Origin of the sequence: Rahnella sp. JUb53 (assembly GCF_004346065.1) — a bacterium.
Classification (GTDB): Bacteria; Pseudomonadota; Gammaproteobacteria; order Enterobacterales; family Enterobacteriaceae; genus Rahnella; species Rahnella variigena.
The window spans coordinates 100,007-124,852 of sequence record NZ_SLYT01000008.1; the positions used below are offsets into that span (position 1 = coordinate 100,007).

Genomic DNA, 24,846 nt, shown 5'->3' on the forward strand with positions numbered 1-24,846 from the left:
GCGCAGCCGTCAAAAATATTCTGGGAATAATAGCCGGAGGTGGCGTTCTGGGGACATATTATGAAGATAATCCACCGGTTACATCAAGCAACCGGTGGATATTAGGGGATATGAGGCTAAATAAATGCGTTTTTAGAAACGTTTAACGCTATTTTCATCCATCATCAGGCCATTATTTAGAAACCTGAAGCGGACTTCTCGGCCTCTGTCAGGCCTTTCTGGCCATTCAACGTCGCTTTCAGCTGCCCTTCATCGAGCTGATCACACCATTTTGCCACCACGATAGTCGCCACGCCGTTACCCACCAGATTGGTAAGCGCACGCGCTTCAGACATAAAGCGGTCAATGCCCAGAATCAGCGCCAGCCCTGCCACCGGTAAGTGCCCTACCGCCGACAATGTTGCCGCCAGTACGATGAAGCCACTGCCGGTCACGCCCGCCGCGCCTTTTGAAGACAACAGCAGTACCACAATCAGGGTGATCTGATGCCAGATATCCATATGGGTATTGGTGGCCTGAGCGATAAAGACCGCCGCCATGGTCAGATAAATCGAGGTGCCGTCCAGATTGAAGGAATAACCCGTCGGGATAACCAGGCCGACCACGGATTTTTTGCAGCCCAGACGCTCCATTTTATCCAGCATACGCGGAAGTGCGGATTCAGAGGACGAGGTGCCGAGAACGATCAGCAATTCTTCTTTAATGTAATTCACAAATTTGAAGATGCTGAAACCGGTGAAGCGCGCGATAAGCCCGAGCACCACCACCACGAACAGAATACAGGTCAGGTAGAAGCACAGGATCAGCTGACCGAGCTGGACCAGAGAACCGACGCCGTATTTACCGATAGTGAACGCCATCGCCCCGAAAGCACCCAAAGGTGCCAGGCGCATGATCATGTTGATGATGCCGAAAATGACCCCTGAGAAGCTTTCAATCACATTGAAAATCAGCTGACCTTTGTGACCCATGCGATGCAGCGCAAATCCAAACAGCACCGCAAACAGCAGCACCTGCAGAATGTTACCGCTGGCGAACGCACCAATCACGCTTGATGGGATCACATCGAGCAGGAAAGGAATGATGCCCTGACTTTGTGCCTGCTCGGCGTAAACCGCGACGGCTTTGGCGTCCAGCGCTGCCGGATCGACGTTCATCCCGGCACCCGGTTGCACGATGTTGACGATCACCAGCCCGATAATCAGTGCCAGAGTACTCACGATTTCAAAATAGAGCAGCGCGATGGCGCCGGTGCGCCCCACCGCTTTCATGCTTTCCATGCCTGCGATGCCGGTGACGACGGTACAGAAGATAACAGGCGCGATGATCATCTTGATTAACTTAACAAAACCATCACCTAACGGTTTCATTTGCGCGCCGATGTCCGGATAGAAATGCCCCAGCAGCACGCCCACAGTAATTGCTAAAAGAACCTGAAAATACAGACTCTTGAAGAGTGATTTTTTCATGAATACCCATCCTGAAGTGAGTGCATCGCCCTTGGTTTTTTAAGGTCAAAGATAATGAGGCGAGTGCATTGAAGTAACATCAACACAACATGATGGAAATATTTCGTTTCTCTGCGCAATGACGACTCATGAAAAACCAGAGCGGAAACCATTCAGCTCAGATTTAAGTAAGTAAAGAAATCAAAGAGAGTCAGAAAAAGTGCCGGCAGGAAGGGGTTTCCTGCCATTCAGAGCGTTCAGGAAGGCTGGCAGAATTTGCGCTCAAATTCTTTTTTGGAAAGCGGCGGGGAGAATAAATACCCCTGCCCGAGGTGAATATTTTTGTTCAGCAGCCACAAACGCTGCTCCTCGGTTTCGACCCCTTCAGCGACCAGCTGGATATTCATTGCACGTGCAATGGACGCCACAATGTTCACCATCACTTCGTCCCCGGGCAACACGCTGACAAAGCTGCGGTCGATTTTGATGACATCTATCGGCAGCGAACGCAGGCGGTTGAGATATTCAAGACCTGAATAGCCCAGGCCAAAATCATCCAGTTCAATCGATACGCCTGCTGCGCGTAATTCACTCAGCAGCAACAGCGCGCGATCTAAATCTTCAATCCGCGCCGTTTCTGTAATTTCCAGAACCAGTTGTCCCGGATTGATTTTATAACGGCTCAGCAGGCTGCGCAGTTCCGGCAGGAAATTACGCTGCTGCACCTGCACGCCGGAAAGGTTGACCGACAAGGGCAATGTAATGCCGCGCTGCTGCCAGTCCGCCAGGATCTGGCAACCGAGTTCGAGAATCTTGTAACCCAACAGGCTCATCACACCAATTTCTTCGGCCAGCACGATGAAATCACTTTCCAGCCCGTAACTGCCGTCGGGCATTTTACGCCGCAGCAAGGCTTCCGCGCCAACCACTGCGCCGGTTTTCATATTCATCTGCGGCTGGATAAACAGCGTGAAATCGCTTTGCTCCATGGCGTGCAGAATATCGTTTTCCTGCAATAAACGTTTCTGAATCTTCTCGGTCAGCTCAGGCTCAAAGAACAGGATCTGATTCTTACCTTGCTGATAAGCGGACAGTCTGGCGGCACGCGCGTTAGACATCATCTGCTGCGCCGTCACCGGGAATTCGCCTGTGTGCTGGACGATACCGATACTGCCCGTCGGATGCAGCGACATATTGCCGGCATCACTTTCCTGTGGCGCATTGATGCGCTCCATGATTTGTCGTGCCAGACGCATCGCCATAAAGGGACGCGCAATGTCTCCCGCCAGCAGGGCAAATTCGTTGTAACTCAGACGCGCCATCAGACAGTTTTCCGGCAGCACATCCATAATGGAAGATATCAGCGGGCAATCGACATGGCCGTCATCACGCAGACTTTCGATACCGATCAGCAGCAGGTGGAAACCTTTCTCAGGCTCCGCTGAACTGAGCCGCTGTTCCAGGCGCTGAATGAATTGTTCTTCATTATTCAGGCTGCTTCCGGAACACAGCGACACGTCATCACTCTTTTGCGGTAACTTTTCCCGTTGTTGCTGATTGCGGTTGTAGCTGCGCACCAGCATGCCGATTTCGTCGTCTTCATGACGTTGCGGCAGCGTCAGCTGATGATAAGGCACTTCGCTTTCCGGCAGGGATTCCAGCTCACGGGCAATCGTGCGTAGCGGTTTAACGATCAGGCGGTTGACAATCCAGCTCACGGAAATCGTCAGGATCAGTGCCAGCAGCAGATAAGTGGTCAGCATGGTCGACAGCGCACTGATAATGAACTGATACATACGGTAGGAATCAGCCTGAAGCACCAGAAATGCCAGCGGCTTGGGCGATTTTGGGCTGGCAGCAGCAGAATAGAGAGGAACTGAAATGGTCACCGGTAAATTAAAACCGCGGATAACCCATTGCGGCACCGGGCGGCCAGGCGGGAAATGCGTATGCAGCGCCGCAATTTGGTTGGGCATCACCACATCGGCACGGCTCAGAATACCCACCGGTTGCAGCGTGTTAAGGATGTCCTGCGTTTCTGACAGATCGACATCAAGTACGGCCTGCGACAGGGGCTCACGGACAGAATGCGCAATATTTTCAAGTTGCTGGGCGTAATCATCCCTCCGCTGCTGTACAAAGTGAAACAGCTGGATGACGATAAAGATACAGATAGTGAATGCAGCAATGCCTGAAACCGCCGCCATCTGTTTGATCGTTAATGAACGCCTGACCCGCAACTTTATTCTCCATTAACCGCAGACACGTTTTGACCCGCTCACCTTAACAGGAACGGTACTTCTGCGCAGTATACCTTATAACGCGTTTTTAAGAGGTCTGAGTCAATATTTTGGCTATAAAAAACAACATGTTTGCCAAAATACTTCTAAACTAACTATCCGTTAAGATAATTAACTTACGAAAAACATACATTACGAAGCATAACCGGATATCACCACAGCCAGAACATACCAGGTTCAGCACCACTGATGAAGTTTATGCGCTATACATCACAATAAAGACAAACTTTTCAGCTACCTTAAGACAAACAAGCAGTAAAATAACATCAAAAACCTTTTTGCGACAGCCAGTTACATCACCCTCGTTTTTATGCGGGAAATTCCTATTTTTTGTAAAAACTGCTCTATCCTGTAAAAGAACTGATATATTAAGACGAGTCTTATTCCCACTAAAAACTTTAAAAAAATTAAACTTTTCACACTCTTTGTTAACGGCCATTCAGGGTCGTTTTGACGTCCAGAAAACACCGATATATATAATCCTACCGGGCGGGATTTATGAATAAATATGACGATATTAAACGTTTTATGGATAAGACGAAGTTGGAAAAGCTTGATTATAAAGAGCTTAATGAAAAATCAACGGGTGAATCCATTACCGGTTCAATGAATCAGTGGACGTTGATTAAACAAGTTTCCGCCAGCGAAGATCCTGCCGGTCCTCTCGATAATGGCCGTTCGACGCAACCCACCCCTCAGTCTATTTCTGCGGATGAATTTTCCCTGTCTGCTGCCCGGCCTGTGAATGAACACCAGGATAACCGCCAGATAACGCAACCCTCCGTGGCACACGCGCCAATGTCTTCTGAAGTGGCTCCTCCGGCTGCCGGATTTGGCTTGCTGGATGCGCTGCGTGAAACGCTGCCTCCTGCTGCTGCACCCGCGCCAGCACCGGTTCAGCCCGCACAGCATCAGCCTGTTCACCCGGCACCGACATTGCACGCACAGTCTGTTATTCCTGACAGCGGATCGGGTTTACTTGATTCGCTGCGTAAAGCCATGCCTGAAGCGCCAAAACAACCTGCACCTAATCCGGTTCAACCCGCGCAGGTTCAGGGGCTTCAGCCAGTACAACAACCCGCAGCGACGGTGTATCACCAGCCGCCGGTACAACCTTCAGCGCCCGCTTACAGCCCTGCGCCTGTGCGCAGCACAGCGCCAGTGGCGTCCGCGTCCCCGGCGTCATCTGATGCTAACCAGCGCTTTAAACAGATGTTTAAACAGCGGGCTCCGCAGCCTGCCAGCGCTTATTTACATCGCGACACCCCGCTTCAACCCTTGTTAGAGATGATTGCCTCATGCCGTTAGTTTGCGTTTGTTCACCGAAAGGTGGGGTAGGAAAAACCACGGTGGCCTCCAACCTGGCCTATTCGCTCGCCCGCAGTGGCAGCAAAGTGCTGGTTATTGATTTTGATGTACAGAACGCCCTTCGCCTTCATTTCGGTGTGCCTATTTCCGATACCCGCGGCTTTGTGGCAGGTTCGGGTAACGAATCCGACTGGAGCCAGTTTATTCTCAAGGCGGGTTCAAATACGTTTGTATTACCTTATGGCGAAGTCAACGAAGACCAGCGTCTTGAATTTGAGCACCAGCTGGCCACCGATCCGCATTTTTTACAGCGCGGATTAAATACCGTCCTGAATTATCCGGGTTTAATTATTATTGCTGATTTCCCTCCGGGTCCAAGTCCGGCATTAAAAGCGGTTCAGGCTATTGCGGATTTACATATTGTGGTCATGCTTGCCGATACCGCGTCATTATCTTTATTGCCGTTAATGGAAAAGAATAAATTAATTGGCACCCCGCTTAATAATAAGAAGGGTGAATATTACGTCGTCAATCAAAGTGACACCCGTCGTACATTAAGTCGCGATGTCACACAATTTTTCGAACAGCGTTTAAATGAAAGATTATTGGGCACAATCCACAGGGATGAATGCGTGCCAGAGGCGAATGCCTCGCAGCGCTCTATTATTGATTTTAGTCCGGTATCCGCTTCGGCATTTGATATTGAACTGATCAGCAAAAAAGTCGCCGCCATCTTAGGGATTAAAGTCGGTGATGGTGAATTACACGCCGCGCCTAAATCTGGCAGTTATTAACTATCACTGATAACAGCGACCCCAAAGCGATGAATAAATTCCTGTTTTCCCTGCTTGTTCTTCTGCTGCTGCCGGTGGCAGCAGTCATCATCATCACGCCGATGGACAGCCAGAAGCAGTACATTTTTGGCCTGATCAGCATCGGGCTATTATTCCTGCTCGGCATCAGTAAAAGCCGCCGCATTAGTGTGGTCATGGTGATCATGTCCATCATCATGTCGACGCGTTATATTTACTGGCGCGCCACGGAAACACTGCATTTTAATTCCACAATTGAAGCTATTTTAGGGATCGGTTTATTCCTTGCCGAACTGTATGTCTGGCTGATTTTATTGCTGGGTTATCTGCAAACCACCTGGCCATTAAAACGCACCATCGAACCTTTGCCGGATGACATCAGTTTATGGCCAACCGTCGACGTGTATATTCCTTCATATAACGAAAGCCTCGACGTGGTTCGCGATACCGTTCTGGCGGCGCAGTGCATCGATTATCCGAAAGATAAAATCAAAATTTACGTGCTGGATGATGGTAAGCGCGACGAATTTGCGGTGTTCTCAGCGGACGCCGGCGTGGGATATATCACCCGTAATGATAACTCCCACGCCAAAGCCGGTAACCTTAACCATGCGATGAAACTCACTAAGGGCGAGTTGATTTGCGTGTTCGACTGCGACCACGTGGCGACCCGCGCATTTTTACAGGCCACCGTCGGCAGCTTCCTGAAAGACCCACGTCTGGCGCTGATCCAGACGCCTCACTATTTCTATTCGCCCGACCCGTTCGAACGAAACCTTTCCGCTGGACGCACCATGCCCAACGAAGGTGCGCTGTTCTACGGTCCGGTTCAGCAGGGTAATGACAACTGGAATGCGACGTTCTTCTGCGGCTCCTGTGCGGTTATCCGCCGCGTGGCGCTGGAAGAAGTCGGCGGCTTTGCCGTTGAAACCGTCACCGAAGATGCCCACTCCGCGCTGAAAATGCAGCGTCGTGGCTGGAATACCGCGTTTCTGGATATCCCGCTGGCCGCCGGTCTGGCGACAGAGCGTCTCGGCCTGCACGTTATTCAGCGTACACGCTGGGCGCGCGGCATGACGCAGATTTTCCGCGTCGATAATCCGCTGCTTGGCCGTGGTCTGAAATGGCAGCAACGTCTGTGCTACCTGAACGCCATGCTGCACTTCCAGTTTGGCCTGCCGCGCGTGGTCTTCCTGACCGCTCCGCTGGCGTTCCTGCTGTTTAATCTGAACATCATTTCCTCATCCGCCAGCCTGATTTTCGCATATGCGCTGCCGCACCTGGTGATGTCGCTGTACATCAACTCCCGCATGAATGGCCGTTTCCGTTACACCTTCTGGGGTGAAATTTATGAAACCGTCATGGCGTTCCACCTGATCCTGCCAACGATTGTGACCCTGCTCGCGCCAAAACGCGGCAAGTTCAACGTGACGGACAAAGGCGGTTTGCTCGACGTCGGCTTCTTTGACTTCAACATTGTGAAGCCGCATCTGATTGTCGCGATCCTGATGTTTATTGGTATCGGTTACGGAATAGTGCGCGCCATCTTCCACGATTACTTTGCCATTGATCCCAGCGTTATCGCGCTCAATGTGGCGTGGGGCAGCTTCAGCGTGCTGATCCTGCTGGCGGCAATTGCAGTGGCGAAAGAGACGCGTCAGGTGCGTAAAACCATCCGTGTTGATGTGGCGATCCCGGCGATTATTCATTACGCCAACGGGATTTCACTGCGCACCACCACGATCGATATGTCGATGGGTGGCGTGCAACTGGTGACGCCGGATGTGCGTTATCTCGAAGAAGAAATTGAAGAAGTGGAAATCCAGCTTTCATCCGGCGCCGAGAGCTTCCCGGTCAGCCAGGTCAGCGGCAACAAAGAGCGCATTCGTCTGCAATTTGAAAACCTGCCGCTCTCAAAACGCCGTGAACTGGTACGCGTGGTGTTATGCCGAGCGGACGCCTGGATTGGGGAAGAATACCCGCAGGATAACCCGTTCAAATCACTGCTCAGCATCATCCGTTGCGTGTTCGAATTGTTCTACAACACGTGGAAAGAACGCCGTGCTAAAGATAAACCCGCTGACGCCGCCAGCAAGAGTGAAGCAGCATGAACCGACTCCCTGAACCGACCGTAAAGCGCCGTTTCTCTGCTGTGCCGGGGGCGTCCCTGCTCAGAAAAATCACCACCGGCCTGTTGCTGACGTTCAGCAGCCTGCCGTTCACGCAGGCGGAAGAAACGCCAGCTCCGGCAGTGGATCCTGCCACCAGTTTGCCCGCCGCGCCATCGTGGCTGCCGCCGGTCACACCGATGCCGGAAGACAACGCAACGCCCGCCAGCAATGCGGCACCTGCAGATTCTGCTCCGGCTGCTGACGCCCCGCAGGCCGATACCACGCCGGTGAATAACAGCAGCTCACTGTCTGCGCCTGTGGCTCCGGTTACCGATCCGGCCGCCGCGCCGGCACCGGTGATCCCGCTGGTTCAGCCGGTCACCAGTAATATTACCGTGGCGGAAATGGGCCAGCCAAACGGGCTGACGCTCAGCGGCGGCCAGTTACAGTCGGGCATTCTCTTCACCCTGCCAGCGGACGAAGTGGTGACCAACGCGCATCTTTCGCTGGCGCTGAAAATTTCTCCGGCGCTGATTGCCCGCGATACCACGCTCGAGCTGATGCTCAACGGTCAGCCGCTGGGTAATCTGCCGCTGAACCAGAGCAGTAACGGCGGCGATGTTTACGATCTGGATATCCCGTCTGCGATGGTGGTGTCCAGCAATAACCTGAGCTTCCGCGTGCATGACAGCAACACCATGACCTGCGAGAAAGATCAGTCGGATAAATACTGGGTCACGATTTTGCCGACCACCAGCATTGATCTGGAAGGTCAGCAGCTCAATATCGGCCGCAATCTGGGTAACTTCCCGCGTCCGTTCTTTGATGGCCTGCAAATGCAGGAGTCCAAAATCACCATGGGCTTCACGTCGTCAATGAAACCCGGAGATGTCAGCGCAGCGGCGATGGTCTCTTCTTATCTCGGCATGTTGTCCGATTATCGCAGCGTCGATTTCCCGGTCATCCTGAACGATTTGCCGGATCAGAACGGCATACTGTTCGGCAAGCCTGGGGATAAAATCGGTTCGCTGACCTTACCGGCGAGCAACGGCGCATCGATTCAGATCATCGATAACCCGATTAATCCGGTCTACAAACTGCTGCTGGTGCTGGGCAATGACGACAACGAACTGCGTCAGGCCGCGTATCGCCTGATCAGCGGCGGTATGCCGAATAGCGTCGATCATCTGGATGTCGCGCAGCAAACCATTCCTGCGAGCAAACCGTATGACGCGCCGCGCTGGATTGATACCTCACGGCCGGTCACGCTGGGTGAACTGGCGGGTAAAGATCAGGATTCACTGATTTCTAACGGGATTTATCACGACGGTATTCAGGTGGCGTTCCGCGCTGCGCCGGACTTGTTCATGTGGGATGGTCACAATATTCCGGTGCGCATTGATTACCGCTTCCCGACCGAAAACTGGATTGATGAAGACAGCTCGAGGCTGAATGTCTCCATCAACAGCAATTATCTGCGCAGCCTGACAGTGAACAAAGTCGGACTGATCGAGAACCTCTGGCGTCGTCTGGGCGGTGACAGCCGTCAGGAACGCTACACCATCCAGCTCGCGCCGTACCTGATTTACGGCGATAACCAGCTGCAATTTTATTTCGACATCAAGCCGAAAAAAGATGCGCCGTGCAGCATTCTGACCAGCGATAACATCAAGAGCCGTATCGACCCGAAATCCTTCATCGATCTGAGCGGAAGCTATCACTTCGCCCAGTTGCCGAACCTGTCGTATTTCGTCGGCGCCTCTTATCCGTATTCCAAACTCGCTGATTTCTCCGACACGCTGATGCTGTTGCCGCAAACACCGACGGCGGATGAAATCCATACCCTGCTGAACCTCGCCTCACGCGCCGGTAAAGCCACCGGTGTGCCGGTGAATCACGTTCAGGTGGCCTTTGGTCTGAAGGGCGACGAACAGAATAACCCGCTGTTTGACCGCGATATCCTGGCCGTCACTACGCTTGGCGATACGCCGTTCAATCAGCAGTTGCTGGCTGACTCGCCGTTTAGCATCAATGCCGGTGCGATGGGCGTAAAAACGCCAACCGAAGTCCAGCGTCTCGTGGCCTGGCTGACCGGTGACTGGTACCGCCAGCCGGTGGATGCCGACCGGTATCTGTCCTCGACCGGCGCATGGCGCGGCTTCGTCAGTTACCGCTCGCGCTGGTCTAACGATCACGTGGTGGTGGTCGCGACCGGTACAGACGATCAGCAGTTGCTGAAAATCCATAACGACCTGAAATCGCCAAAAATTAACGCCAACGTGCGCGGTGATCTGGCGATCATTACCGATGAAAATGGCATCCGCAGTTTCTCCGTTGGCCAGCAATTCCCGACCGGACAAATGCCGTGGTACATGATGGTGCTCTGGTACGCCAGCACACATATCGTGATTCTGTCGCTGATCGCCACCCTGGTTTCGCTGGTGATTGGCCTGAGCCTGTTCGTCGTCCTGCGTCGTCATGCGGCTAAACGTCTGGGTCAGAAATGAAAGGCATCGGCTGTATAACAAAAACAATCAAAGTCGCCTGTGTTTCAGGCGACCCTCTGGCGGTTACCGGAGCTGGAAAATGAAAAAACATAAACTGTCCCTGGCGGTGATCAGGGCTATTTATCTGGTAGGGATCGCCGGAGTCGCGAGTTTTAGCGCCGCTACATTTGCAGCGGACACCACCAATCCGGCCATGAAAGCCCTGTTTGATCAGGCCGCTTACTGGCACGAGCGGGCGCATGATGATCTGGCTAAAGACGCCTTGCAGAAAGTGCTGCTGGTGGAGCCGGACAATGCGCAGGCGATGTATCTGATGTCGCTGTATTCCATGCAAAGTGGCGATAAAACGTCGGCTAATCAGTGGCGTGAAAAACTGTCTGCCGTCTCGCCGGACGATCCGCGTCTGGCGTCGCTGAACAGCGCCAAAGCGATGCAGTCGATTCCCCCCGCTCAGCTGGCTTCTGCCCGTCAGATGGCGGCACAAGGGAACGTCAGCGGCGCATTATCGGCGTACCGCACCATTTTTAACGGTAACCAGCCGCTCGACAGTCTGGCGACCGAATATTATCTGACCATGGCAGGCGATAAATCGCTCCAGCCGCAGGCCATTGCCGGATTACAACAGCGCATCGCCTCCCGTCCGGACGATACGCAGGCACGTCTCGGTCTGGGCAAAGTGCTGACTTATCAGGAATCCACCCGTCGCGACGGCATTAAACTGCTGAGCACCATGGCCGGTTCAAGCACCGAAGCCGACCGCTCATTACGTCAGGCGCTGCTGTGGATGGCACCGCAGGAAGGTGACCGTGATTTGTATCAGGGTTATCAGGCGCGTCATCCAAATGACACCGGCGTGATGGCCTATTTCCAGAAAAACATTGGCGGCGCAGCGAAAGGTCAGGGCTTTACTGCACTGAACAGCGGCGACGTCACCAGCGCTAAATCCAAATTCGAAAGCGTACTGGCCGATAACCCGAACGACGCCGATGCACTGGCCGGTCTGGGGTATATCGCTCAGCGCAGCGGCAACTTTGAAGAAGCGTCGCAATATCTGAGCAAAGCCGCCGCGCAGGGCGGTCCGAACAGCGCGCAACTGAGCAATCAGGCGCAGGATTCGGCGTTTTATGCCCAGTTAGCCAAAGCCAAAGACGCTGCGGGTTCCGGCAGTTACGACGCGGCGCTGGCGGCGGTCACTCCGCTGACGCAGGTGGGTGGCGAGAAAGGCCAGTCTGCCAGTTTGTTACGTGCGGATATTCTGCGCCGCAAAGGCGATCTTCCCGGCGCTGAGCAGCAATACAGCGCGCTGGGCGATAACGCCGATGCCCGCGCCGGATTGTATTATGTGCTGCGTCAGCAAAACAAAACCGCCGAAGCTAATCAGGTGCTGAAAACTCTGCCCGCCGGACTACAGGCGAAGATGAACCCGCCGGCCGTGGCGGATGTCATCGAACCAATGCGTCGTCAGGCCGCACAGGCAGTTGCGAACAACGATCCGCAGCGCGCACTCAATATTCTGCAACAGGCGCAGGAACGTCAGCCGTCGAACGTTTGGGTAAAACTGGATATGGCGCGCATCCTGCAATCGCAGGGGCAGACCGCGCAAGCGCAGGCCATTATGGCGCCGTCTTCACGTCCGGGCGCGTCTTCTGCCGATTTGTACGCCGCGGCACTTTTTGCTTCCGAAACCAAAAACTGGTCCACCGCCAGCGCCCTGCTCTCGCGCATTCCGCGCAGCAGTCAGAATCAGGGTATGCGTGAACTGGCGCAGCGCGCCAACTACAATGCGCAGATGGCGGATGCCGAAAATTATCTGCAACAGGGCAATACCGCAGCGGCGTCGAATACGCTGCGCGCACTGGCACAAAATCCACCGAGCGCACCGGCGGATGTCGGTTCGCTGGCGAAAAACCTGGCGGCAGCGGGACAGCTTCCGCTGGCGGTGCAACTGGTGCGCCAGAATATGCGTCAGGGTGTTAAGGGTAATGCCGGTGATTATGCCGATCAGGTGACCGTGCTCAATCAGGCCGGTCTGAGCAATGAGGCGCAAGCCTTCCTGCAAAATCCGCAGATTCAGTCCGGCACGTCACCGACCGCGCTGGCAAATCTGCGTAACGGCTTTGTCATCAATCAGGCTGACCAGCTGCGCGAGCAAGGTCAGTATGCGGCGGCTTACGACAAACTGGTCGTCGCGCTGCAGGCGGACCCGCAAAACCGCGACCTGATGCTGGCGATGGCGCGTCTGTATCAGTCAGGCAAACTCAATAAACAGGCGGGTCAGGTTTATAACTATCTGATGAGCAAAGACACGCCGACGCAGGATGCCCGCGTGGGTGCGATTAACGTGGCGCTGGGCGAAGGCGATAACCAGCGGGCGAAAACCCTGATGGAAGGCCTGACCGGGCCGCGTACGCCAGACCGTCTGCTGTTAGAAGCACGCGTCGCCGAAGCGCAGGGCGATCACCAGCAGGCCCTGGCGTTACTGCGTTCCGCCAAAGGCAAGATGATCGGGCTGGAGGGCGCGGACAGTCCGGCACAGATGGCCGGATTGCAGATCAGCGACAACCCGTTCATCAACCGCTCAACGCGCACGTCGGCTTCACGTCCGGCAACACAATCCTCTTACGGCACCGTGTTGCCGTGGCAGGTGTCTGATCAGGTTTCCACGCCGGGCAATATTCCGGCAGCCACCGCACAACCGACGGCAGTGGCGCAACGTAATGCAACCGAAAAACAGATCGACGACATGCTCGACGATTTGCAGGGCAAAACCGCGACCTGGGCGCAGGGCGACATGTCGATTCGTGGTCGTGACGGCGAAAGCGGTCTCAGCCAGCTGACCGAAGCCAAAGCGCCGATGACCTTTGCCTTCGTGCCGTTTGATACGTCACGTCTGAGTATCGGCGTCACACCGGTTTCTCTCAGCGCAGGCAGCCCTTCCGGCACCGGCAACGCACGTTTCGGTCAGGGCGCACTGGCAGCAGCGCAGTCGGCGCAGAAAGATGTGGCCGCCGCAGCCGCAGCGGCCGGTCTGGATATCGCCAACTACAGCACCTTTGCCAAATTGCAGGCGGCCGCAGCGGCGAACTCCAGCACCAACTGTACTTCCGCCAATGCCACGTCCGATCAGTGCGTCGCGTACAACACCATTACCGGCACGGATCCGACGACTTATGCTGCGCCATCCGCCGGAAATCAGAGCGCGACCGGCGTGGAGGTGAACGCCGCGCTGACCGGTGACAGCTACAAAGCCGATATCGGCAGCACGCCGCTCGGGCAGGATCTGAACTCGCTGGTCGGTGGTGTGCAATGGGCACCGAAACTGACCGACTTCACCACCCTGCGCGTGACCGCTGAACGTCGTGCCGTCACCGACAGTATTCTGTCTTACGTCGGTACCAAAGATAATTACAGCGGCAAGGAATGGGGTCAGGTCACCAAAAACGGCGGCAGCATTAATCTGTCCTACGACGATGGCGATGCCGGTTTCTATGCCGAAGGCGGTTACTACAGCTATCTGGGTAATAACGTGAAGAGCAACACATCGGTGAACGCCAATGCCGGTTTGTATGTCCGCCCTTACCGTTATGACGATCGCGAGCTGAAAACCGGTATCAACGTCGGTTACATGAACTTCGACAAAAACCTCAGCTACTACTCTTATGGTCAGGGTGGTTACTTCAGCCCGCAAAACTATGTCAGCGTCTCCTTCCCGGTGGAGTACACCCAGAAGTATGACGACTGGGATCTGAAACTGTCCGGAGCTGTGGGTTATCAGTCTTACTCTCAGGATAAGAGCGCTTACTTCCCGAATAATCCGGAACTACAGAAACAGCTGGAAGATCTGGTGGCAGAAGGTTACGGCACCGAAGCCTATTACGGCGGTAAAACGCAGAACGGCATCGGCTGGAATGCGGGCGTGGGCGGCAATTATCATCTGAACAAAAGCATGCAGATTGGCGGACAGGTTGGCTACGATACTTTCGGCGACTACAACGAAAGCACAGCGCAGGTCTACTTCCGTTACCTGATGGGTCAAAATTAATCGCGGTGAAATAAAACCATGCAAGAAAATAACTATACTCAGGTCGCGCAGGAATATTACCGCCAGCGTCATACCACACCGGGCTGGCAAAGCCTGGTGCAGGTGCTATTTTCAGGTATTCTGGCCTCCGCCGATGATGAGGATGGCCGTCGTTTTCTTACGCTGATGGGCAATAATCTGGCGCGTCAGCATCCGCTTCCCGCTTCGGCGACACTGGGCGAGCTGGAAGACAATATCAATCATATTCTCAGCCGGTTCGACTGGGGTGTGGTGAAACTGGAAGCCACTCAGCAACAGCTGGCGCTGGTCCACATTGCCTGGCCGGTTTCACCGCAGGGTCAGGATGATGAGCTTTGGCGCATCGCGCTGATCTCGCTGTTTGAAGGTCTTTATGCGGAGTGGTTGTTGTCACAGGGCGGACAGCCTTATGTTCCGCTGCGCTGGCAGGAAAGCACACCGGAAGGCGCGTTCGTTTTCCGTTATCAAAATGGTTTGTAAGGGATCACTATGTTGTTATTTCGACGCTACAGTCTGGTGCTGTGGTTCGGCCTTATATTTACGTTTTTCAGCTCTGCCGTAATGGCTCAGGATTCAGGCTGGTCGGCGTATAAAAGCCGCTTTCTGATGCCGGACGGACGCATCATCGATACCGCCAATAAAAACGTCAGTCACACCGAAGGCCAGGGATTCAGCATGTTGCTGGCGGTCTTCAATGACGATCAGGCGACGTTCGATAAACTCTGGCAGTGGGCGAACACCACGCTCTACCGCAAAGATATCGGGCTGTATTCATGGCGTTATGACCCGAACAGCACCCCGCATGTGGCGGATACTAACAATGCCTCTGATGGCGATACGCTGATGGCCTGGGCCCTGCTGCTGGCGGGAGATAAGTGGAACGACAGCCGTTACACCAAAGCCTCGGAGAAATTGCAGACGGCGCTGATTAAATACAATGTGATTGATTATGCCGGGTACAAAGTGATGCTGCCGGGCGTGAAGGGTTTCAATCAGACCAGCAACGTGACCGTCAATCCGTCCTATTTCATCTTCCCGGCGTGGCAGGCGTTTTACGCTCACAGCCATTTGAAAGTCTGGAAAGATCTGGATGAAAGCAGCACAGCGATGCTGAGTAAAATGGCGTTTGGTGAATTCCGTCTGCCGACCGACTGGGTGGATATGCAGGCCGATGGCACCCTGAAACCGGCCAGCCGCTGGCCGACGCGTTTCAGTTACGATGCGGTACGTATCCCGCTGTATCTCGGCTGGGCACATCCGGGCAGCCCGCAGATGGCACCCTTCATTCTGTGGTGGCAGAAATCCCCACGCGATGCGACACCGGCCTGGATTGACGTGATGACCGGCACCAAAGCGGCCTACAACATGTCGCCAGGCCTGTTAGCCATTCGTGATTTCACCATGGCCAACGCCGGCGCCATCAGCCCGAATCTGGCACCGAAAGACGATTACTATTCTTCCACCCTGCAACTGCTGAGCTGGTGGGCGAGTCATAAAGGGTAAGCATACTCTGGAATAAAAAGGCCAGTCAGGGGGATGCTGACTGGCCTTTTTTGTTGTGATCGATTGTATATATACAATCGATTAATTCTAAAATGATTGCATATATACAATTGATTTATCCAAATTTGATTGTATATTCAATATTGAAAATCAATAAATCTATTGTAAATATGCAATTAAAAGGTTTCTCTATGTGGGATAAAGAATTAAAAATCAAACAGGTAGACAACCTTCTCAATGAAATGAAACCTCGACGCAAAGCCAAGCGTCCAAAAAAAGGATGGATACAACTTCTCAGAAGCGCGCTGGGCATGAGCACCCGCTCGCTTGCAGAACGATGTGGTTTAAGTCAGTCGCGCATTTCGCTGATAGAAAAAGGTGAAATTGAGGGGTCGCTAACGCTGAATACACTGGAAAAAATCGCTGAGGGCCTGGATTGTGAGCTTGTATACTTTTTGCAGCCAAAGCAAGGGCGAACGCTGCAAGAACTAAGAGAGCAGCAGGCCGAGAAAAAAGCGAGATTCCTTAATCAGTACACTGAAATTCATATGTCGCTGGAACAGCAACCCACATCATCAGCTTTCCAAAAATCGACACAAGACAAGCTTAAAAGCGACCTATTACAAAAATGGCCTCGGGATTTCTGGGATGAAAAATGAGCGAAACCATCAATAATGGCCTTCCTGAAGGGGCAACGGAACTTAGCCCTGACGATCTGGCCGGTTTAATTCCCGACTACATCTTTACCCGGGAAGACCTGAATCAATTTGAAAAAACGAACATACAGCAGGCATTAGCGCATCTCAGCCGTCAGAAGCTGAGTTACATAGAGATCTTAACCGTCGATTTCTGTCTTCGATTACACCGCAACATGTTCAATAAAACGTGGGAATGGGCGGGTCAACTCAGACGCAGAGAAGTAAACATCGGGAATACGCCACCTTATATGATCTCAATGCGTGTCAGAGATACTCTCGATAATGCAGTTTTCTGGATTGAAAACGAAACTTACCCACCCGATGAAATCTGCCTGAGACTTCACAGAGACATTGTATGGATCCACCCTTTTCCCAACGGGAATGGAAGGCATTCCCGGATATTTTGCGACGTGCTTCGTCGCACGCTTGGAAGGGGGTTCTTTCCCTGGGGGATATCAGCAGGTGAACTCGTTTCACCAGATGCACATCGCGCTGAATACATTCTCGCTTTGAGAGAAGCCGACAATGGCGATTATAGGCGCCTTATCAGATTTGCTTCTGACTAAAAATTGCCCACAAAAAAGCCCGCTTTTCGCGGGCTTTTTCATATCAGCAATATTACTGATTTACGGCAACGGTCTGCGTGGTGCCGGTTTCATCCTGATCGACGGCAAAGCAGGCGACGAGCTGATCGCCGTACTGTTTCAGCTGTGGCTGGAACTGTTTGCAGGTGCCGAACGCACGGCGGCAACGGGCGTTGAAGGCGCAACCGGCAGGCGGATTCAGCGGGCTTGGCAGTTCGCCGGTCAGCTTGATGCGTTCACGGCGTTCGTCCGGGTTCAGACGCGGCGTCGCGGACAGCAATGCCTGCGTGTACGGATGGCGCGGATTGCTGAAGATGGCGTCTTTCGGGCCCTTCTCCACGCAACGACCGAGATACATCACCATCACTTCGTCAGCGATATGTTCCACCACTGACAAATCATGCGAGATGAAGACGTAGGACAGCCCTAAATCCTGCTGCAAATCCATCATCAGGTTCAGTACCTGCGCACGCACGGAAACGTCGAGCGCGGACACCGGTTCATCGGCGATCACCACGTCCGGATCCAGCATCAGACCACGGGCGATAGCAATACGCTGACGCTGGCCGCCGGAGAACATGTGCGGATAGCGGTCGTAGTGCTCGGTTTTCAGGCCGACTTTCGCCATCATCGCCAGCGCTTTCTCGCGACGTTCTTCGCGGGTCAGTTTGGTGTTGATCAGCAGCGGTTCTTCGAGGATCTGGCCGACTTTCTTGCGCGGGTTCAGCGATCCGTAAGGATTCTGAAACACGATTTGGATCTTCTGACGACGCAGCTTTTCAGCGGTCGCATCAGGTTTCAGCAAATCCTGACCACGGTAATACAGTTCACCGCCGGTCGGCACTTCAATCATGGTCAGCAGACGGCCCAGCGTGGATTTACCACAACCGGATTCGCCCACCACCGCCAGCGTTTTACCGCGTTCGAGCGTAAACGACACGCCGTCGAGCGCTTTCACCGTGCGTTCCTGGCCGAAGATGCCCTTCTTCACCGGGTAATGTTTTTTCAGATCAATCGCGTGCAACAGCGGCTGCGATGAGGTGTTATCAGGACTCATAAGTAGGTCTCCCGGCATCATCCAGCGGATAATGGCACTTCGACTGACGCCCGTTCGCGAGATCACGCAGCGCAGGTTCTTCTTTACGGCAACGGTCAGTTGCATACGGGCAACGCGGATTGAGCAGACAGCCGTTCGGACGGTCATATTTGCCCGGCACTACGCCCGGCAATGACTGTAAACGCGCTTTGTCAGCGGCGAATTCCGGCAGTGAGCGCAGCAGCGCCTGAGTATACGGATGACGCGGCGCACGGAAGATTTCCGTGGCTTTCGCCGATTCCACCACCTGACCAGCGTACATCACGATGATGTGATGCGCGGCTTCCGCCACCAGCGCCAGGTCATGGGTGATCAGCATCAGCGCCATGTTTTCTTTCTGTTGCAGCTCAAGCAGCAGCTCGATGATCTGCGCCTGGATGGTCACGTCGAGCGCGGTGGTCGGCTCATCGGCAATCAGCAATTTCGGGCGACAGGCGATCGCCATGGCGATCATCACGCGCTGGCTCATCCCGCCGGAAAGCTGGTGCGGATACACGTCGAGACGCGAAGCCGGATCAGGAATACCGACCAGATTCAGCAAATCGATGGTGCGCTGACGACGGGTCTTTTTGTTACCGCCCTGATGCACCTTGATAGCTTCCATAATCTGGAAACCCACGGTGTAACACGGGTTCAGGCTGGTCATCGGATCCTGGAAAATCATCGCGACTTCGGCACCGACAATCTGGCGGCGCTCTTTTTCGCTGATGCCCTGCAGGTTACGCCCACCGAACTCCAGTTTTTCCGCCATCACTTTGCCGGGGAAGTCGATCAGTCCCATCAGTGCCAGTGAACTGACCGATTTACCGGAACCGGACTCGCCGACAATCCCGACTACTTCGCCCTGTTTCACGCTGTAACTGATACGGTCTACGGCGCGGAACGGCGTCCCTTCGTCACCAAAGTGAACGGAGAGCTTATCCACAGTCAGCAACGTTTTGCCGACCTGAACATCATTCGTTAATGTTGTTTCCATCTCCAACCCCTTACTGCTTAAGTTTAGGGTCGAGGGCATCACGCAGGCCATCACCCATCAGGTTAAATGCCAGCACCGTCAGCAGAATGATCACACCAGGAAAGGTCACGACCCACCAGGCACTTTGAGCAAACTGTAAGACGTCCGACAGCATGGTGCCCCACTCCGGCGTTGGCGGCTGTGCGCCCATACCGAGGAAGCCCAACGCTGCCATATCGAGGATGGCGTTGGAGAAGCCGAGCGATGCCTGAACAATCAGCGGCGCTAAGCAGTTAGGTAAAATGTTGATGAACATCTGACGGGCAGAACCGGCACCGGCGACGCGCGACGCGGTCACATAGTCGCGGTTCACTTCCACCAGCACCGCCGCACGGGTTAAACGGACGTAGTGCGGTAACGCTACGAAGGTCAGCGCCAGCGAGGCGTTAACAATCGACGGACCGAAAATGGCGACCAGCACCAGCGCCAGCAACAGGCTTGGCAGGGCCAGCATGATATCGACCACACGCATGATAATGGCGTCAACCACACCGCCGTAGTACCCGGCAAACAGACCGAACACCACGCCGAGGATCAGCGACAGTACGACTACCAGACAACCGACCAGCAGCGATAAACGCGCGCCGTACATCAGACGCGACAGAATATCGCGGCCCACGTCGTCGGTGCCCAGCAGGAATTTCCAGCTACCGCCTTCCATCCACACCGGCGGGCGCAACAGCGCGTCACGGAACTGTTCAGCAGGCAAATGAGGTGCGATCACGTTCGCGCCAATCGCAATGACCAGCATGATTATGATGTAAGCCAGGCCGACAACGGCCCCTTTGTTACGCTTGAAGTAATGCCAGAATTCGCGCAAAGGCGGCATCGGCACTGGCGCAGCCGTCACTAACTCGTTAGCGACCGGCTCAGTGGTTTGAGACATTGTGCGCCCCTTATTTCTTGTGGCGAATACGCGGGTTGACCACGCCGTAGAGCACATCTACCAGCAGGTTAACCACGATGATCAGAGTAGCGACCAGCAACACCCCGCCCTGCACGACCGGATAGTCGCGGCGCTGGAGTGCGTCGATCAGCCACCGGCCGAGTCCCGGCCAGGAGAAGATGGTTTCCGTCAGGATCGCGCCGCCAAGCAGCGTACCGACCTGCAAACCAATGATGGTCACCACCGGCAGCAGCGCATTGCGCAGTGCGTGGATGACGATCACCCGCATACGGCTGACGCCTTTGGCGCGCGCGGTACGGATGTAGTCTTCGCCCAGCACTTCCAGCATGGAAGAACGGGTCATACGCACAATCACCGCCAGCGGAATGGTGCCCAGCACGATAGCCGGTAAAATCATGTGCATCACAGCATCCACGAAATCACCCGGTTCGCCCCAGAACAGCGTGTCGATCAGCATAAAACCGGTCAGCGGCAGGCTGTCATCCAGGAACACGGTATCGCTTATTCGCCCCGATACGGGCGTCAGATTAAGCTGCACCGAGACCAGCATCACCAGCATGATCCCCCACCAGAAGATGGGCATAGAATAACCGGTCAGTGATATCCCCACGGCCGTGTGGTCGAATATCGATCCCCGTTTTACCGCCGCCAGCACACCCACCGGAATACCGACAATGATCGCGAAAATCATCGCGCAGATGCCCAGTTCCAGAGTGGCTTTAAAGCGCGGTACAAATTCCTGCCAGACAGGGGTGCGGCTTTTTAAGGACGTGCCCAGGTCGCCATGCAGCACACCGTTCACGTAGTGGAAATATTGCTGGTAAAGAGGCTTGTCGAGCCCCATATCTGCCATCAGCTGGGCGTGACGTTCGGGGGAAACCCCGCGCTCGCCTGCCATGATGGTGACCGGGTCGCCTGGTATCATGTGTACGAAGGCAAAAGTCAGCAAAGTAATGCCGATAAACGTTGGGATAACTAACCCCAGACGTCGGAGTATGAACTGCAACATATCCCGTACTCTCTGTATAAAATGCCCGGAGAACCGTAGCTCGCCGGGCTTATTGTGGCTCACATTTCTTTCTTGAGAATCAAGGCTGTACTGAATGGCCCGCGAGCAAGGCGGAGGAGCACAGCAATCAAGACATACCTTCAGGTAGGCGAAGATTGCGAGCACCGCACAACGCAGCTCCCGGGTTATTCAGTAAGCGATCACTCCATTGAGACGTTTTCGAAGTGGTGTTTGCCGAGCGGGTCTACGACATACCCTTTGACTTCTTTACGAACAGGTTCGTACACGGTGGAGTGAGCGATGATCAGCGCAGGTGCCTGGTCATGCATCACAACCTGAGCCTGCTGGTACAGCGCAGCACGTTTGGCGTGATCGGATTCAGCACGGGCTGGCTGGATCAGATCTTCAAACGGCTTGTAACACCAGCGGGAGTAGTTGGAACCGTCTTTGGCTGCCGCACAGCTGAACAGGGTGGCGAAGAAGTTATCCGGGTCCCCATTGTCGCCGGTCCAGCCCATCATCACAGACTGGTGCTCACCGTTTTTCGCACGCTTGAGGTATTCGCCCCATTCGTAAGTCACGATGTTGGCTTTCACGCCGATTTTCGCCCAGTCGGCCTGGATCATTTCAGCCATACGGCGTGCGTTCGGGTTGTACGGACGCTGTACCGGCATCGCCCACAGATCGATAGTGAAACCGTCTGCGTGACCTGCTTCTTTCAGCAGCTCTTTGGCTTTCTCAGGATTGTATTCGTAATCCACGACGTCTTTGTTGTAGCCCCACATTGTTGGTGGGATCAGGTTTTTAGCCGGCTGGCCAGCACCCTGATAAACCGCATCGATGATGGCTTTTTTGTTCACAGCCATGGTCAGTGCCTGACGCACTTTCACTTCATCCAGCGGTTTCTTCTCAACGTTGAAGGACAGATAACCCACGTTCAGACCTGGCTGTTGCATCAGGTTGATGGTTTTATCTTTTTTCATTGCCGCGATATCAGCCGGGTTTGGATACGGCATGACCTGGCATTCGTTTTTCTGCAGTTTCGCGTAACGCACGGAAGCGTCAGGCGTGATGGAGAAGACTAAACGGTCGATCTGCGGCTTGGTGCCCCAGTAGCCCGGGAATGCTTTGTAGAGGATGCGTGAATCTTTCTGATATTGCAGAAGCTGGAACGGACCGGTACCGATGGGATCCAGGTCAACCTTCTCAGGGGTTTTCGCTTTCAGCATGTTGTCAGCGTATTCCGCAGACAGAATTGAAGCGAAGTCCATCGCCAGGTCAGCCAGGAACGGAGACTCAGGGCGGTTGAGGACGAACTGCACGGTGTTGTCGTCCACTTTCACGATCTTGTTAATCAGATCGCCCATACCCATACCTTCGAAGTATTCGTAGCTGCCGCCAGAAACACCGTGGTATGCGTTATTTTTGTCCAGCTGACGCTCGAAGGAGAACACAACGTCATCCGCGTTGAAATCACGGGTCGGTTTGAATTCCTTGTTGTCCTGCCATTTCACGCCTTTGCGCAGATGGAAGGTGTAGGTTTTGCCATCGGCAGAGATGTCCCACTTTTCAGCCAGGCCCGGCTGGATTTCGGTGGTTCCGATCTTGAACTCAACCAGACGGTTGTAGATAGGCACGGAGCTTGCGTCATACGTGGTGCCTGAGGTGAACAACTGAGGGTTAAAGCCTTCAGGTGAACCTTCAGAACAATACACTAACGTTTTTGCCTGGACACTGGCCGCAACGGTCAGCGCAATCAGGCCCATACTGAATTTCAGTAGCCCCGACTTACCTAAAGAGATTGTCATCGCTTCTGCTCCATCGATTAATGGTGATGTGGATGTGTGTGTTGTGTATACAGCTCACGTCACCCTTTATTTTTATTTGCGGGTGACTGTGTTTGCTCGTGCGCTGCAATAAGTCCAACCAGAGCATGGTGAACTGCCATTTTTTTCCTGCGATCTGTAAAGTTGTCTTTACAAAAGCTTACCGGAAATAATCACTGGTCTTCCTTGGGGCTATCAATTTGGCAACTCCTATCCTTGACGTCAATATAACCATCAGGCATTTACACAGACTGTGAGTTACAACAAACAAACATAAAAAAACATTTCGTTAACCAAATCAGGACGAATGTTCAGTCTGCACAGCAAATAACCACACAATCCCCTTTGTAAAAGAATATTCCTGGGGGTTTCACCCATTTTAAATCCCTAAAAATTTCTGGCTAAACGATGAATATATGAACGGTTATTTTTGAGATAGGGGTGGAAACCAGCGGAAAATGCTGGGAAGTGCAGCAAATGACCGTGCAGGTTCAGAGAACGTGTTTACCCCGGCACCGTCAAAACACCCCAAAATGGCGCAAATGCACAGGGGTGGTGCAGGTCAATATCCGTACCGGTTTAGCGTGTTTTTTCGGCATCAGGGAGGGGGAGGACGGACATTGATTGAAACGAATATGTTAAAGAGTTTTTAAATTGTGGTGCGATTATTGCTTATTCTTAAGAGCTTATTACCTGCCAGATTTGCGTGAAAGCACCTAACGTCGGGTGCAAATAAAATATCTCAACAAACCTTTTTACATGGCACCTCGCAGACCTTCAAAGTCCTGCCAAAAATCCCTTCTTTACGTGGGAAGAGCCGCCTATTCTCGGTTCTCAGGCAATGAGGAGATTGATCGAAATTCGCGACAATTTGTTGCGTAAAGCAATGTTATGGCGCACCCTGCTATCGGGTATACAAAACGACCAGAGGTAAACCATGGCAACCAGTATTCGTTTAGACGACGACTTTGTGAGTGATGTGAAAATACATGCGGAAGCCTCCCACCGGAGCATTCCCAAGCAGATTGAACACTGGGCAAAAATCGGCCGGATCGCTGAAGACAATCCTGATCTGACTTACCGGTTCATTGTGGAAACGTTATTAGCCAAAAGCGAGATGGATAACAACAAGGTAACGCGCTATGCCAGAAGGACTGAGCGGTCAAAGGATTGATACGTTTGAATCTCATCGCTTTACCAGAGCCTTTGGACGATTGCCTTTGTCACAGCAGATTGTCGTCGATGATGAAATCGAGCGCATACAGGGAAATCCGCTGATCGGAGAACTGAAGAAAGGCGATCTCAGCTATTTAAGAGTGCATAAATTTCCGCTCGAAAAACAGCAGGCATTACTGGGCTACTGCTGGCGGGAAGAGAAAATAGAACTGTATCTACTGAGCCTGGATTCGCATGAGAACTTCTATCAGGATCATAAAAATCACCGTAAAGGTGATTTGAAGATGATGAAATAACTTCTCACAAAGCAAAAACCCGCAACCAGAAGGCCGCGGGCTTTTACAGGCGAAAAAAAACCTGCTTTAAAAGCAGGTTTTTCAAATGTGGTCGGCGAGAGAGGATTCGAACCTCCGACCCACTGGTCCCAAACCAGTTGCGCTACCAAGCTGCGCTACTCGCCGAATGGGGCGCATCTTACTGCGACCC

19 protein-coding genes and 1 tRNA gene are annotated in these 24,846 nt (G+C 53.5%); 11 read left to right on the plus strand and 9 right to left on the minus strand.

Annotation, left to right across the window (positions count from 1 at the left end):
* Positions 1 to 176: 176 nt before the first annotated feature.
* The 3 genes from EC840_RS18275 to EC840_RS25370 all read right to left on the minus strand — a co-directional run bounded on the left by EC840_RS18275 (position 177) and on the right by EC840_RS25370 (position 4,187).
* A complete protein-coding gene (locus tag EC840_RS18275) occupies positions 177 to 1,469 on the minus strand; it encodes a dicarboxylate/amino acid:cation symporter (RefSeq protein ID WP_112291844.1) in 1,293 nt (430 codons plus the stop codon).
* Positions 1,470 to 1,705: 236 nt separating this feature from the next.
* Positions 1,706 to 3,688, minus strand: coding sequence for a biofilm formation regulator HmsP (gene hmsP, locus EC840_RS18280; RefSeq protein ID WP_132966509.1), 1,983 nt, complete (start codon positions 3,686 to 3,688; stop codon positions 1,706 to 1,708).
* Between the two features lie 256 nt (positions 3,689 to 3,944).
* Positions 3,945 to 4,187 carry a hypothetical protein gene (locus tag EC840_RS25370; protein WP_113876901.1) on the minus strand — a complete coding sequence of 81 codons (243 nt, stop codon included), beginning with the start codon at positions 4,185 to 4,187 and terminating at the stop codon, positions 3,945 to 3,947.
* A gap of 59 nt (positions 4,188 to 4,246) precedes the next feature.
* On the opposite strand from EC840_RS25370, the gene EC840_RS18290 reads away from it, so the two are divergent.
* The 9 genes from EC840_RS18290 to EC840_RS18330 all read left to right on the plus strand — a co-directional run bounded on the left by EC840_RS18290 (position 4,247) and on the right by EC840_RS18330 (position 17,313).
* A complete protein-coding gene (locus EC840_RS18290; RefSeq protein ID WP_132966511.1) occupies positions 4,247 to 5,056 on the plus strand; it encodes a cellulose biosynthesis protein BcsO in 810 nt (269 codons plus the stop codon).
* Complete coding sequence (gene bcsQ / locus EC840_RS18295) at positions 5,047 to 5,850, plus strand: cellulose biosynthesis protein BcsQ (protein WP_112291838.1); 804 nt, start codon at positions 5,047 to 5,049, stop codon at positions 5,848 to 5,850. The genes EC840_RS18290 and bcsQ overlap by 10 nt, the downstream gene beginning before the upstream one ends.
* A 29-nt stretch (positions 5,851 to 5,879) precedes the next feature.
* The gene (gene bcsA / locus EC840_RS18300) at positions 5,880 to 7,979 is read left to right on the plus strand and encodes a UDP-forming cellulose synthase catalytic subunit (protein ID WP_112291837.1); all 2,100 of its coding nucleotides are present in this window, start codon (positions 5,880 to 5,882) and stop codon (positions 7,977 to 7,979) included.
* On the plus strand, positions 7,976 to 10,486 hold the full coding sequence (gene bcsB / locus EC840_RS18305; protein WP_129637729.1) for a cellulose biosynthesis cyclic di-GMP-binding regulatory protein BcsB: 2,511 nt from the start codon (positions 7,976 to 7,978) through the stop codon (positions 10,484 to 10,486). Before bcsA ends, bcsB begins: the two co-directional genes overlap by 4 nt.
* A gap of 79 nt (positions 10,487 to 10,565) precedes the next feature.
* Positions 10,566 to 14,528: a cellulose biosynthesis protein BcsC gene (locus tag EC840_RS18310; RefSeq protein ID WP_132966513.1), complete on the plus strand. Its 3,963-nt coding sequence runs from the start codon at positions 10,566 to 10,568 to the stop codon at positions 14,526 to 14,528.
* Positions 14,529 to 14,546: 18 nt separating this feature from the next.
* Complete coding sequence (bcsD, locus tag EC840_RS18315) at positions 14,547 to 15,026, plus strand: cellulose biosynthesis protein BcsD (RefSeq protein ID WP_112291831.1); 480 nt, start codon at positions 14,547 to 14,549, stop codon at positions 15,024 to 15,026.
* 9 nt (positions 15,027 to 15,035) lie between these two features.
* Positions 15,036 to 16,049 carry a glycosyl hydrolase family 8 gene (locus EC840_RS18320; RefSeq protein ID WP_132966515.1) on the plus strand — a complete coding sequence of 338 codons (1,014 nt, stop codon included), beginning with the start codon at positions 15,036 to 15,038 and terminating at the stop codon, positions 16,047 to 16,049.
* Positions 16,050 to 16,240: 191 nt separating this feature from the next.
* Positions 16,241 to 16,708 (plus strand): mobile mystery protein A, encoded by a 468-nt coding sequence (locus EC840_RS18325; protein ID WP_112291829.1) that lies wholly within the window; start codon positions 16,241 to 16,243, stop codon positions 16,706 to 16,708.
* Entirely contained in the window at positions 16,705 to 17,313 is a 609-nt protein-coding gene (locus tag EC840_RS18330; protein WP_132966517.1) for a mobile mystery protein B, read from the plus strand. Before EC840_RS18325 ends, EC840_RS18330 begins: the two co-directional genes overlap by 4 nt.
* A 52-nt stretch (positions 17,314 to 17,365) precedes the next feature.
* Here EC840_RS18330 and dppF read toward each other — a convergent pair whose 3' ends face one another.
* From dppF to dppA, 5 genes are all read right to left on the minus strand, one after another.
* Positions 17,366 to 18,388: a dipeptide ABC transporter ATP-binding subunit DppF gene (dppF, locus tag EC840_RS18335; RefSeq protein WP_112291826.1), complete on the minus strand. Its 1,023-nt coding sequence runs from the start codon at positions 18,386 to 18,388 to the stop codon at positions 17,366 to 17,368.
* The gene (gene dppD, locus EC840_RS18340; protein WP_095923948.1) at positions 18,378 to 19,403 is read right to left on the minus strand and encodes a dipeptide ABC transporter ATP-binding protein; all 1,026 of its coding nucleotides are present in this window, start codon (positions 19,401 to 19,403) and stop codon (positions 18,378 to 18,380) included. Before dppD ends, dppF begins: the two co-directional genes overlap by 11 nt.
* A 10-nt stretch (positions 19,404 to 19,413) precedes the next feature.
* On the minus strand, positions 19,414 to 20,328 hold the full coding sequence (dppC, locus tag EC840_RS18345) for a dipeptide ABC transporter permease DppC (RefSeq protein ID WP_013573446.1): 915 nt from the start codon (positions 20,326 to 20,328) through the stop codon (positions 19,414 to 19,416).
* A gap of 10 nt (positions 20,329 to 20,338) precedes the next feature.
* A complete protein-coding gene (dppB, locus tag EC840_RS18350; RefSeq protein ID WP_013573445.1) occupies positions 20,339 to 21,358 on the minus strand; it encodes a dipeptide ABC transporter permease DppB in 1,020 nt (339 codons plus the stop codon).
* Between the two features lie 200 nt (positions 21,359 to 21,558).
* Positions 21,559 to 23,166 (minus strand): dipeptide ABC transporter periplasmic-binding protein DppA, encoded by a 1,608-nt coding sequence (dppA, locus tag EC840_RS18355; protein ID WP_113876896.1) that lies wholly within the window; start codon positions 23,164 to 23,166, stop codon positions 21,559 to 21,561.
* 955 nt (positions 23,167 to 24,121) lie between these two features.
* On the opposite strand from dppA, the gene EC840_RS18360 reads away from it, so the two are divergent.
* Both EC840_RS18360 and EC840_RS18365 read left to right on the plus strand, forming a co-directional pair.
* Positions 24,122 to 24,358 (plus strand): ParD-like family protein, encoded by a 237-nt coding sequence (locus EC840_RS18360; protein WP_120164112.1) that lies wholly within the window; start codon positions 24,122 to 24,124, stop codon positions 24,356 to 24,358.
* Positions 24,327 to 24,656, plus strand: coding sequence for a type II toxin-antitoxin system RelE/ParE family toxin (locus EC840_RS18365; RefSeq protein WP_132966519.1), 330 nt, complete (start codon positions 24,327 to 24,329; stop codon positions 24,654 to 24,656). The genes EC840_RS18360 and EC840_RS18365 overlap by 32 nt, the downstream gene beginning before the upstream one ends.
* An 88-nt stretch (positions 24,657 to 24,744) precedes the next feature.
* On the opposite strand, the gene EC840_RS18370 is transcribed toward EC840_RS18365, so the two are convergent.
* A tRNA-Pro gene (locus tag EC840_RS18370) sits at positions 24,745 to 24,821 on the minus strand.
* Between the last annotated feature and the right edge of the window lie 25 nt (positions 24,822 to 24,846).